Here is a 12,095-nt window from a genome sequence, read left to right as displayed (position 1 = left end):
ACCCTGGGCAGCGAGCACATCCGTCGGCGTCGGAAACCCCGACACGCACGGCGAGACCCCACCGAGCACCTCGGCCGGCTGGGCCGCCACCCCGGCCCCGGCCATGCCGGCAGTCCCGCCGAGCACCCCGGCCGACGGCGCGAAGGCCCCCGCCGAACGTCCCGGCGCCGCCGGAATGCTCAGCGAGGCCCCGGAATCCTGGCTGCCAGTGTCCACTGTGGACGCTACCCCGGCGAACACCGGCTGGGGCACCGCGAACAACCCCGAAGACGAGAGCGTAAGGATCGCCGTGGTCCAACCCCTCGACCACGAGGACACCTCGGCCTGGGACGTAGGCACCGCCGACTTCCTCCCCGCTCTCCTGCCGGTCACCGCTCCCGCGGACGACCGGCAGCAGGAGATCGTCACCGACTACGTCCAGCGCAGTGCCGAACCGTGGCGTCCGGACGAAGCGCTCAGCACCTATCAGCGGGTTCGGGGCGGACCGGCCGAAATCCTCCCCGACGAGTTGCCCACCTGCGGCGACGCGCCGGAACCCCTGGAGCCCGAAGCGGACACGGCCGAAGACGAGACCGAGGAAGAAGAGGAACGCACCATGGCCGACCTGCTGCGCCAGGACCATTCGGCCTGGGGCGAGCCGGTGCGCCGCAGCACGCCGGGGGTGCTCGAATGAGCACGGAAACCGTCAAGCGGGGCCCGCGCGCGGCGGGTCCGGAAATGCCCGAGGGGCAAGAGGAACTGCAGGAACCGCCCGTAATGGCGGAGCCGGCGGCGCGCGATTTCAACTCGCTGCTGATGATGCTGCCGATGGCCATCGGGTCGCTGGTGATGGTGCTGGCGTTCTCCGGAGTCGCGGGCAGTTCGCCGTTCACCTACGTGATCGGCGGCGGCATGGGCGTGTCGATGATCGCGATGAGCCTCGGGCAGCTGTCCCGCGCGGCCGCCGAGCGCAAGCGCAAGATGCAGGCCGAGCGGAGGGACTACCTGCGCTACATCGGCCAGGTCCGCGAGCGGGCCCGGTCGACCGCCGAGGACCAGCGGCACGCGGTGGCCTGGAACAACCCGTCCCCGGATTCGCTGTGGTCGCTCGCGATGGGGCCGCGGCTGTGGGAGCGCCGGATCAGCCACGAGGACTTCGCGCGGGTGCGGATCGGGCTCGGCACGCAGCAGTCGGCGCTCGAACTCGTGCCGCCGGTGACCAAGCCGATCGAGGACCTCGAACCGCTGTCGGCGATCTCGCTGCGCCGGTTCACCGAGACCTACCGCACGCTGTCGGGCATCCCGACCGCGGTGGGGCTGCGCAGCTTCACCAGCGTCGAGTTCGACGGGGATCCGGACGCGGCCGTCGGGCTGGTCCGGGCGATGCTCGCGCAGCTGGTCGCTTTCCATTCGCCGGACGAACTGCGGCTCGCGGTGCTCACTACGGAGGCCGCGCAGGCGCAGTGGGACTGGGTGAAGTGGTTGCCGCACAACAACCATCCGACCCTGCGCGACGCGGCGGGCCCGCTCCGGCTGCTGGCCGCCGACCACGACGAGCTGATGGATCTCCTCGGCCCGGACGTCGCCGACCGCGACGACCACGACAAGACCGTCGGGCCGACGACGACCGAACCGTTCGTGGTGGTCGTCGCGCATCTGGCGACCATCCCGGAGTCGTCGCGGCTGGTCGGCGCGGGCCTGCGCAACGTCGTGCTGCTGGACGTCACCGGCTCGCTCCCCGGCGGCCCCAAGGTGCTGCGGCTGACCACCAAGGACGATCTGGTCGAGTTCCCGGCGGGCAGCGGCGTCGGCTCGGCGACCCGGGACGAGCTGTCGGTGACCCAGGTCGAAGGGCTCGCGAGGCTGCTCGCGCCGAAACGGACCAGCGGCACCCTCGAGATCGCCGACCAGCCGCTGGAAAGCGATTTCGGGCTGACCGCGCTGCTGGGCATCAAGGACGTGCACACCTTCGACGTCCCTGGCCAGTGGCGGCCGCGGTCGGCGCAGCGGGCGCGCATGTCGGTGCCGATCGGCGTGACCGAGGACGGCGAGATCGTCGAACTGGACCTGAAGGAATCCGCCCAGGGCGGGATGGGCCCGCACGGGATGCTGATCGGCGCGACCGGGTCGGGCAAGTCGGAGCTGCTGCGCACGCTCGTGCTCGGACTGGCCGCGACGCATTCGTCGGAGATCCTCAACTTCGTGCTCGTCGACTTCAAGGGCGGCGCGACGTTCCTCGGGATGGACCGGCTGCCGCACACCTCGGCGACGATCACCAACCTCGCCGACGAACTGCCGCTGGTGGACCGCATGCAGGACTCGCTCAACGGCGAAATGGTGCGGCGGCAGGAACAACTGCGCGCGAGCGGCTACCCGTCGCTGTACGAATACGAGAAGGCGCGCGCGGCCGGCGAACAGCTGGCCCCGATGCCGACGCTGTTCCTGGTGGTCGACGAGTTCTCCGAACTGCTGAGCGCGAAGCCGGAGTTCATGGAGCTGTTCGTCTCGGTCGGACGGCTGGGCCGCAGCCTCGGCGTGCACCTGCTGCTCGCCTCGCAACGGCTGGACGAGGGCCGCATCCACCGCGTCGAAGGCCACCTGTCGTACCGGATCGCGTTGCGCACGTTCTCCTCGATGGAGTCCCGCAGCGTGATCGGCGCGGGCAGCGCCTACGAGCTGCCGCCGGAACCGGGCAACGGCTACCTGAAGATCGACACCACGAACCTGGTGCGGTTCAAGGCCGCTTACGTCTCCGGTCCGGTGCCCGCGGGCAGCGGCGAGAACTCCGCGGTCGCGGCGGCGCGGGCGAGCCGGGAGGTCGTCCCGTTCCGCACCGAGGCGCGGCCCGCCAAGCTGATCATCCGCGACGACGAGCCGGAACCCGCCGAGAAACAGTCCGATGTGGACGCTCTCGAAGCCGCCGTGCCGGGCGGGCCGACGCTCGCCGACGCGTTCATCGACCGGCTGACCGGCGCGGGCCCGGCGGCGCGCCAGGTGTGGCTGCCGCCGCTGGCCGAATCGCCGAGCCTGGACTCGCTGCTGCCGAGCGTCACGCCGGACCCGGTGCGCGGCATGGCGGTGGCCGACCCGGCGCACTGGGGCAAGCTCCGGGTGCCGATGGGGATGATCGACCGGCCGTTCGAGCAGGTCCGCGAGCTGCTGACGGCGGACCTGTCGTCGGCGGCCGGGCACGTCGCGGTGGTCGGCGGGCCGAAGACCGGCAAGTCGACCCTGCTGCGCACGCTCGTGCTGGCGCTGGCGATGACGCACACCCCGCAGGAGGTCCAGTTCTACGGGCTGGACTTCGGCGGCGGCGGGATCATGTCGCTGTCCGGGCTGCCGCACGTCGGTTCGGTCGCCACCCGGCTCGAACGCGACCGCGTCGTCCGGACGATCGAGGAGATCTCGCAGGTCATGGAAGGCCGCGAGACGCTGTTCTCCGAGCACGGCATCGAATCCATGGACGCCTACCGCGCGTTGCGCCGCAGCGGCCGGATCGAGGATCCGTTCGGCGACGTCTTCCTGGTGGTCGACGGCTGGTACAGCCTCAAGAACGACTACAGCGACCTGGAACAGAAGATCGGCGAACTCGCCTCGCGCGGCCTGTCCTTCGGCGTGCACGTGGTGATCGGCGCGACCCGCTGGTCGGAGATCCGCCCGTACCTGCGCGACCTGCTGCAGACGCGGTTCGAGCTGCGGCTCGGCGATCCGATGGAGTCGGAAATCGGCTCGCGCAAGGCGAAAACGGTGCCGAACCAGCCGGGTCGCGGCCTGACCCCGGACGGGCTGCACTTCCTCGCCGGGCTGCCGCGCATGGACGGCAGCGGGAACACCGACGACCTCGCGGCGGCGGCCAAGGCGGTCGCCGAAGAGGTCCATCTGTTCTGGCCGGGCGCGCCTGCCCCGGCGGTGCGGCTGCTGCCCGCGAAGCTGCCGATGGCCCAGCTGCCCGCGCCGGACGGAGATCTGCGGATCGCCGTCGGCCAGGACGAACAGCGGCTGCTGCCGGTGTGGCACGATTTCGCGGCCACTCCGCACCTGCTCGCCTTCGGCGACAACGAAACCGGCAAGACCAACCTGCTGCGGGTCGTCCTGCGTTCGGTGCTCAGCCGCTACTCGCCGAGCGAGGCGAAGATCGTGCTGGCCGACCCGAGCCGCCAGCTGGACGCCGAAGTGCCCGAGGCCTACCGCGTCGGGTACGCGACCACCACCGAGGCACTGCAGGAATTGGCGCAGCAGGCCAGCGTTTCGCTCACTCCCCGGGTGCCGGACCAGACCATCACCGCGGACCGGCTCAAGCGCCGCGACTGGTGGACCGGCCCGCGGTTGTTCTTCGTGGTCGACGACTACCAGCTGCTGACCAGCGGCATGGGTTCGCCGCTGGAACCGCTGTTGTCCTTGCTGTCGCAGGGTTCCTACATCGGCTTCCACCTGATCCTCAGCCGCAGCACGTCGGGAGCGATGCGCGCGCTGAGCGACTCGGTGGTCCGCCGGATCTGGGAGCTCGGCAGCCCGGGCGTGGTGTTCTCCTACCCCAAGGAGGAGGGCAAATTCCTCGGCGAGGCGGCTCCGCGGCAGCTGCCCGCCGGACGCGCGCAGCTGGTCACCCGCCGCGGCGTGAAGCTCGTGCAGACCGCGATCGCGGAAGAAGACCGGGCAGGCGAGGGCTGGTCCCCGCTCGCGATGACCGAAAGGGGCGTGCGATGACCGCGTCGACCGGCGAACTGTGCCGGATCACCGTGTACGGGCCGCAGGGCAGGGCGGATCTGGCGGTGCCGATGTCCGTTCCGCTGACCAGCCTGCTGCCGGTGCTGCTGGAGCACACCGGAGGCCGCGAGGACCTCGGCGAGGCCTGGGTGCTGCAGCGGCTCGGCGAAGAGCCGCTGGACGCGTCGGGCACGCCGGAGTCGCTGGACTGGAAGGAGGGCGAGGAATTCCACCTGCGCCCTCGCGCGGATCCGTTGCCGGAGCTGGATTTCGACGACATCGCGGACGGCATGGCCACCGCGGTGAGCCGGCATCCCGGCCGCTGGCGCCCGGAGTTCAACCGCGGCCTGTTCCTCGGGTTCGCGATCTTCTCTCTCGTGGTGCTGGCCAAGGTGCTGCTCTACCCGGGTTCGGCCGGGCTGACCGCGATCGGCGGCGGCGCGGTGTCGCTCGGGCTGCTCGTCGCGGCCGTGGCGACCGGGGTGCGTTCGGACGACAAGGCGCTGCTGACGTTGCTCGGGCTCGGCGGCTGCGGGTTCGCGTTCCTCGCGGGCGCGGTCGCGGCGGCCGGGCTCGAGCCGGCGTTCGACCTCCAAGGCGCGCCGATCCTGACCGGCTGCCTGACCTTCGCGCTGGCCGGCGGTCTGGTGCTCGGCGGGCGAGCCGCCTGGTCGCACGCCATCCCGTTCGTGCCGTTCGGCGCGGTGGTCGCGACCGGGCTGGCCGGGGCGATCTCGCTGTGGCTGCACCTCGGCGCCGGGTTCACCACCGAGCAGGCGGCCGGGCTGGTGTCGTTCGTGCTGGTCGGGCTGATGGTGTTCGCACCGCGGATCGGGATCCGGTTCGCCCGCATCCGCGGTCCGCAGCTGCCGCGTTCGGCCGGGGAACTGCAGTACGACATCGAGCCGATGCCCGCCGCCCAGATGGTGCACCAGACCGCATACGCCGACGGCTACCTCACCATCGCCTGCCTCGCCGCGACGGCCGTTTTCGTCGGCTGCTTCCCGTTCCTGGTCGGCGACGGGCTCTTCCCGACCGTTCTCGGCGGGCTGGTGTCCGCGGCGGTGCTGATGCGGTCGCGGGCGCTGCTCGGCGTGTGGCAGCGGGTTCCGCTCGCCGTCGCCGGCGCGATCGGCCTGGTGCTGCTCGGGCTGTCGCTGATCCAGCCGCTGCCCACGCAGTGGCGGGGCGCCTGCCTCGCCGGGCTGTGCCTGGTGTTCTTCCTGCTCCTGCTGGCGATGCTGCGCCCGCCGCCGCGGCGGCTGCTGCCGATCTGGGGGCATCTGGCGAACTGGCTGGAAACGCTGAGCGCGGTGGCGATGATCCCGATCCTGCTGCAGCTGTTCGGCGTCTACGCGTGGGCCGTCGGGCTCACCGAATAAGCGAAGGAGCGCTGCCATGGTGCAGACGCAGAAGGACCACGTCGAGGCGTATTCGTTCCTGATCGGGCGGATGACCTCGGCGCTGGTGCTCGGCGACGCGGCCCACCTCGACGTGCCCGCGCGGCGGGCCTGGGTGGGCCTGCTGGTCGGGCTGGTGCTCGGACTGCTGATCGCGGTCGGGTTCTTCGTGTACGGGCTGATCGCGCACCACACCGGCGGGGCGGCGCCCGCCGTCGGCCGGCACGCCTGAGCGGAAGGAGGGCAGCCATGGAACTCTCGCTGATCCGGCGCGACGACGGCGCTTTGGAGAAGAAGACCGTGGGCAACGCGCTGGTCGTGCACCTCGCGCAAGGGATGACCGGCGAGGCGCAGTCGCTCGCGCTCGGCGTCGCCGCCGATCCCGACCACGACCTGGTCGTCGTCGACCTGCCGGTGGATTCGCCGATCGCGATGTGGGAATCGGTGGCCAAGGCGCTCCCCCGGCGCCGCCGCGGGGTGCGGCTGGTGATCGGCGGCCGTTCGCGCGAGACTACCGCGCTGGCCGGGCAGTGGCTGGCCGAGCGGATCAACCGCCCGGTGCTCGCGCCGGACGGTTCGGTGATCCCGAGCGCGGGCGGCGCGCTGTTCGTCCACGCCGGACGCGGCGGCGGCTGGGTGCGGTTCCGGCCGGGCCGTCCGCCCGCTTGGGAGGCGAAGCGGTTCCCACGCCCGGCCTGGGATTCCGGGATCGCCGCCGAGCTGACCCCGACGAGTTCGCGCGGCGTCGCCGAGCCGCTGCCGGGCGGACTGTGGGTCCGCCCGGTCGGCTTCGACGCGCCCCAGCGGCACCACCGCACGGCGCTGATCTCCCGGATGCCCGCGCAGCACGACACCATGACGATCGTGCTGGGCTGCCCCGGCTGCCCGCCGCTGGCGCTGGACGACGCGGCCCGGCTGTGGGTGCAGCTGCCGGAGAAGGTGCGGGCCAAGGCGCGGTTCGTGCAGTACGGCCCGATGCAGGTGCCCGGCGAGGCCGCGATCGGACAGGCGCTGGCCGACCTGCTCGGCAAGCCGGTCGCGTTCTACGCGGGCGTGCCGGTCGGTTCGCCGCAGCTGCCGACTCTGCGGACCGTGCTGTACGATGGACGCCTCGGCTGGCGTCCGTTCACCACCGAACTCGGCTACGAACCGCGCTCGGGTGACGAAACGCCGCTGCCGGAGCTGCTTTCGCACCGTCCGCCGATCCACGGGCTCGACCAGGTGTCTCCCGCGGTGTACTGGTACTCCCCGGACGCGGTGGTCGAGGTCGTGCAGTCCGGTCTGCTGGTGCGGCCGCCGCAGGACGGTCCGTCGTCGGCCGCGATCCGCGAGATCGGCCTCGACGCCGCGGTGCACAACCTGACTTTTGACGCGGCGGACGAGGGTTCGGCGTCGCGGATGCGGTTGCTGGCGGAGGATTTGCTGGCGCGGTTGGACGAGCAGACTCGCCGGATGAGCCGGGTGCTGCCTGCTGCCGCGCTGCTCGCCGAGCGTGCGCGGCCGCGGGTGGCGGCTCGGGCGTTGGACGCGATCGAGTCCGGGCATCCGGCGCCTGTGGCGGTTGCGGCTCCTCCGGCGGCCTATCTGCCCGCGGCTCCGGCGGCGTTGGGCATTGCCGCGCCGACAGAGGTTCCTGGGGCGATCGCCGCGCCTGCTCCGGTTCCCGCGGCGGTTCCCGCGCCGGTCAAGCCGGAAGCCCCGGCCGAGCCTCCGGTCAAGGTTTCCGCTGCTCCTCCGGCGGCGAAGCCGATCACGCAGCTCGCTCCGGCCGACGTCGCTCCGGCCAAGCCCGTCGAACCGCCGGTCGCCAAGGTCCCGGCGCCGGAAAAACTTCCTGCGGCGCCCGCTTCGGACAAGCCGAAACCGGCCCCGGCGGAGTTGCGTTTCCAGGAAACCCCCGGTGCGGAATCGACCGCGCTGCTGCCGAAACGCGGCGCGGACAAGGAACGCCAGTGGCTGCGCAAATCGCTCGGCGCGGAATACGGCCTGATGTCGAACACCGTCGCGCGGATCCTGTCCGAGCACCCGGGATTCCAGGGCGTGCTGTCGACATCGTCGTCGGCCGAGGTGCTGACCGACGCGGTGGCCGTGCAGCTTTACCTGTCCCCCAAGGGATCGACCATCGACGCCGGACTGCGGCGCGGCGCGAACGGTCCGCACGTCCCGGTCGCCCGGTGCGTCGTGGCCGGACTGAGCAGGCTGCCCTCGCACCGCGGTCCGGCGACCTTCGCGACCGAGCTGCCGCCGTCGGCGTGGCCGCTGCTGGACGGGCGGAAAGTGCTGACCGAATGGGGTTTCCTCAACGCACTGACCCATCCGTCGTCCGCGGTGGACGGCGAAACGGACGTGCTGGTGTGGTCGATCACCGGACGGCGCACCAAATTGCTGGAACCGAGCGAGGGCGGCGTCGAAAACCGCGTGCTGTTCGTGCCGGGCACCAGCTTCAAGGTGCTCGAAACGCGCAAACCGGCGGCGGGTGCGCGCGGCGCGGTGCTGCTGCGGGAGCTGACCGCGAGCGAGATCGACGAGACCGGGCGGGTGGCCAACGACCGGGCTTCGCTGGACGAGCTGGCCATGAACTCGCTCCGGCAGACGGTGCAGACGTGGGCGGAAGCGGGCGAGGACCTGGTCGCGACCGTGATGGACGAGCAGGCGGCGGAGCGGTTCGGGGCGCTCCCGGGCCTGGCGTGAGTGCGGAGAGGCGGAGACGATGAACCGACAGCTGCTCGTGGTCGGCGGCGACCGGCCGGGTGCCTTCGGGACCATCGGCGCGGCGCTGGCGCAGGCGCAGCCGGGGGCGACGATCAGCGTGCACCCCGGCCGGTACGAGGAAAACCTCGTGGTGGACCGGATGGTGTCGCTGGTGGCCGAACAGGGCGCGGGCACGGTGGAAATCGTGGCGAACACCGGGAGCGTGCTCGTCGCGAACGCCGAGGCGGTGCAGCTCAGCGGGTTCGTCCTCACCGGCGTCGACGACCAGCTGGTCACGGTCGACGTCGTGCGCGGCGAGGCGGCCCTGGACGGCTGCCGGCTGTCCGGGGCTTCGTGGGCGACCCTGCTGGCCCGGCTGGAAGGTTCGCTCGCGCTGCGGGGCTGCACGGTGACCAGCACCGGCGGGGCCGGGGTCGTGGTCGCCTCACCGGTGCAATCGGCCATCGAGGACACTGAGATCGTCGACGCCGCGTCGTCCGGGGTGGTCGTGGCCGAGACCGGATCGGTGCTGCTGCGGCGCTGCGCGGTGCGGGGCGCGGCGGGCAACGGGGTGTGCGTCAACGGCGAAGCGGTCGCGATTGTCGAGCAGTGCGAGATCGTCGGCGCGCAGAAACCGGCGATGGTCGTGGAACAGCAGGGGCGCGCGACGATCACTGGGCTGACCGTGCGGGACAGCGCGAACGTCGACCTGTACGTGACCAGCAAGGGCCGGGTTTCGGTGGCGTCGTCGCAGTTCCGGTCGGCGCCGATGCAGGCCGCGCACATCGCCGCGTCCGCCGAGCCGTTGCTGCGCGACTGCGTGTTCGCCGGTGCGGGCGCGAACGCGGTGCAGGCCACCGGAACCGCCGCACCGCAGTTCGTGGACTGCACCTTCGAGGGCTCACCGGTCACGATCCTGGTCGACGACCAGGCGCGGCCGCGGTTCGAGCGTGCGACCGTGCGGGGATCTACGCACACCGCGATGGCGGTCAGCGCGTCGTCCGCGGTGACCGTCGGCGGGCTGCGGATGACGCCGGACGGCGGCGTCGGGATCGTCCTTTCCGGACAGTCCACCTTGGACCTCGCGGACGCCTCCGTCGACACCGGCCGGGAAACCGGCGTGCAGGTCACCGAGGACGCCCGGTTGACCGTGGCCGACCTCCGAGTCGATTCGACGGCGGACAAGGCGGTCTCGTTCACCTCGAGCGCGTCGTCCTCGGCGAAGTCGGTGCAAGTGCGCGGCGGCGGGCTGCACGTCGCCGGCACTGCGGAGATCTCCTTGCAGGACTGCGAGATCATCGATTCCAGCGGGGACGGGATCACCGTGAGTTCTCCGCTGGCAGCTTCCCGTTGCCGGGTGCGCAACGCACGAGGGAACGGCGTGTGCGTCGGCGCTCAGGCGTCGTTCACCGAATGCGAAATCCTCGGCGCGGGCAAGGACGGCTTCCACGTGGAAACCACCGAGCCGGTCAGCATCCGCGATTGCGTGGTCAACGACGCCTCGGGCGAACTCGTGAGCGGCGAGCGCGCGGACGTGGACAACCTGAGCACCGATTCCGCCCGGACCGCCGAGCCCGTGCCCGCCGGTCCGCCGGGCGACTTCGCGGCCGCCGACCAGACCGTGAGCGAGGCCGCCGGAGAGGTGCTCGAAGGCCCGTTGGGCGACCTGGAAGCGCTGGTCGGGCTCGCCGGGGTGAAGAAGGAAGTCACCGGCCTGATCAACCTGATCAAGATGTCGCAGATGCGCGAGCGGATGGGCCTGCCGATGCCGCCGATGTCGCGGCACCTGGTGTTCGCCGGCCCGCCCGGCACGGGCAAAACGACCGTCGCCCGGCTGTACGGCACAGTGCTCGCCGAACTCGGCATCCTGTCGAAAGGCCACATGATCGAGGTGGCGCGCCAGGACCTGGTCGGCCAGTACATCGGGTCCACCGCGATCAAGACGACCGAGGTCGTGGAGAAGGCCGTCGGCGGGGTGCTGTTCATCGACGAGGCATACACGCTGAGCGCGCCGACCGGCGGTTCCGGTCCGGACTTCGGGCAGGAAGCCATCGACGCGCTGATGAAGATCATGGAAGACCAGCGCGATTCGCTGGTGGTGATCGTCGCGGGCTATTCCGAGCAGATGGAACAGTTCCTGCAGTCGAACCCCGGCCTCGCCTCGCGGTTCACGCGCACCATCGAATTCCCGAACTACAGCGTCGACGAACTGGTCACCATCACGACTGGGTTGACCCGCAAGCACTACTACGAGATGACCGACGACGCGCTGGCCGCGCTGCGCGAGTATTTCGAGCGGGTGCCGAAGAACTCGACGTTCGGCAACGGTCGTGTCGCGCGCAAGCTGTTCGAGGCGATGGTGAACAACCAGGCCTCGCGGCTGGCGCTTCACCCGCCGTCCAAAGACATCGAACTCAACCGCCTCACCGCCGACGATCTTCAGGCCGAGCTGGCGCAGCTGCCTTCCGCCGCGAAATCGGCGGTTCCGGTCACCGCCGATCCCGCCGCCGCGGTCAAAACCAGTGCGGGCTGGAAACGCCTCAGCGGCTTGGTCGGCCAGAAATCGGTGCGGGAGAACGCCGAACGGCTCCTGCTCGAACTCGGCCGCCTGGCCCGCGAACGCCAGCCGCTCGGCCACCAGGCCAACCTGGTGATCAGCGGCAAACGCGGCACCGGACGGTCGGAGTACGCGAAACTGTACGCGCAAATCCTCTCCGAATTCGGCATGGCTCCGATGGGGCAATTGGTGCAGCGCAACCTCGCCGAAGAGCTTTCCCCGCAATGGCCCGGTCAAGCCGAACACCTCGTCCGGGCCGCCGTGGAGGACGCTTCCGGCGGCACCCTGGTGGTCGACCTGGACGGCGACTGGGACACCTCGCCGCACACCCCCGGCATCGAAGCCCTGGAAGCACTGTCCGAAATGATCGCCCGCCGCCCCGCCGACCCGGTCGTGGTGTTCACCGGCGAAAGCGACCGCGTCGGCGAACTGCTCGCCCGACTGCCCACCCTGCGCGACGCTTTCCCGTACGGCTGGCAACTCGGCGAATACACAGTGGACGAACTCGCCGAGATCGCCGTGCGCCTGCTGGTGCGGCGTGGTCACGAGGTCCCCGGCGACGTGCGCGACGCGCTCGCCCACGAACTGTCCGCCGCGTCCGACCACACCGCGTACGCCGCGCATGAACTCGCCCGCACGCTGTCGGCCGCCGCCGCGTCCCGCACGCTCGCCGCCGCCGACCTGCGCGGCATCCGCCCGCCCGACACCGGCGCCATGGCCCTTGGGCCCGGCCTGGCCTCGGTCGGCTGACCCCTCGGGAG

At 71.3% G+C, this 12,095-nt stretch carries 6 protein-coding genes; all 6 read left to right on the top strand.

The window, feature by feature from the left end; translation table 11 throughout:
* Positions 1-673, top strand: a 673-nt coding sequence (locus tag H4281_RS42730; protein ID WP_220508689.1) for a hypothetical protein, incomplete at its 5' end; no start/stop codon positions are given.
* Positions 670-4,686 carry a type VII secretion protein EccCa gene (eccCa, locus tag H4281_RS42725; protein WP_182896547.1) on the top strand — a complete coding sequence of 1,339 codons (4,017 nt, stop codon included), beginning with the start codon at positions 670-672 and terminating at the stop codon, positions 4,684-4,686. The genes H4281_RS42730 and eccCa, both read left to right, overlap by 4 nt.
* Positions 4,683-6,068 (top strand): type VII secretion integral membrane protein EccD, encoded by a 1,386-nt coding sequence (gene eccD / locus H4281_RS42720; protein WP_182896546.1) that lies wholly within the window; start codon positions 4,683-4,685, stop codon positions 6,066-6,068. Before eccCa ends, eccD begins: the two co-directional genes overlap by 4 nt.
* 16 nt (positions 6,069-6,084) lie before the next feature.
* A complete protein-coding gene (locus H4281_RS42715; protein ID WP_182896545.1) occupies positions 6,085-6,318 on the top strand; it encodes a type VII secretion protein EccB in 234 nt (77 codons plus the stop codon).
* A 17-nt stretch (positions 6,319-6,335) separates the two neighbouring features.
* The gene (locus tag H4281_RS42710; protein ID WP_220508688.1) at positions 6,336-8,777 is read left to right on the top strand and encodes a hypothetical protein; all 2,442 of its coding nucleotides are present in this window, start codon (positions 6,336-6,338) and stop codon (positions 8,775-8,777) included.
* Between the two features lie 19 nt (positions 8,778-8,796).
* Entirely contained in the window at positions 8,797-12,084 is a 3,288-nt protein-coding gene (locus tag H4281_RS42705; RefSeq protein WP_182896544.1) for a right-handed parallel beta-helix repeat-containing protein, read from the top strand.
* Positions 12,085-12,095: the final 11 nt, after the last annotated feature.

It is taken from the genome of Amycolatopsis dendrobii (genome assembly GCF_014145675.1).
GTDB lineage: Bacteria > Actinomycetota > Actinomycetes > Mycobacteriales > Pseudonocardiaceae > Amycolatopsis > Amycolatopsis dendrobii.
Note: the sequence above shows the minus strand (reverse complement) of the source record. Positions and strands in the feature narration are given on the sequence as shown.

Coding starts and splice junctions, on each gene's coding strand:
- H4281_RS42705 (WP_182896544.1), top strand. CDS start 8,797: ATGAACCGACAGCTGCTCGTGGTCGGCGGCGACCGGCCGGGTGCCTTC.
- eccD (WP_182896546.1), top strand. CDS start 4,683: ATGACCGCGTCGACCGGCGAACTGTGCCGGATCACCGTGTACGGGCCG.
- eccCa (WP_182896547.1), top strand. CDS start 670: ATGAGCACGGAAACCGTCAAGCGGGGCCCGCGCGCGGCGGGTCCGGAA.
- H4281_RS42710 (WP_220508688.1), top strand. CDS start 6,336: ATGGAACTCTCGCTGATCCGGCGCGACGACGGCGCTTTGGAGAAGAAG.
- H4281_RS42715 (WP_182896545.1), top strand. CDS start 6,085: ATGGTGCAGACGCAGAAGGACCACGTCGAGGCGTATTCGTTCCTGATC.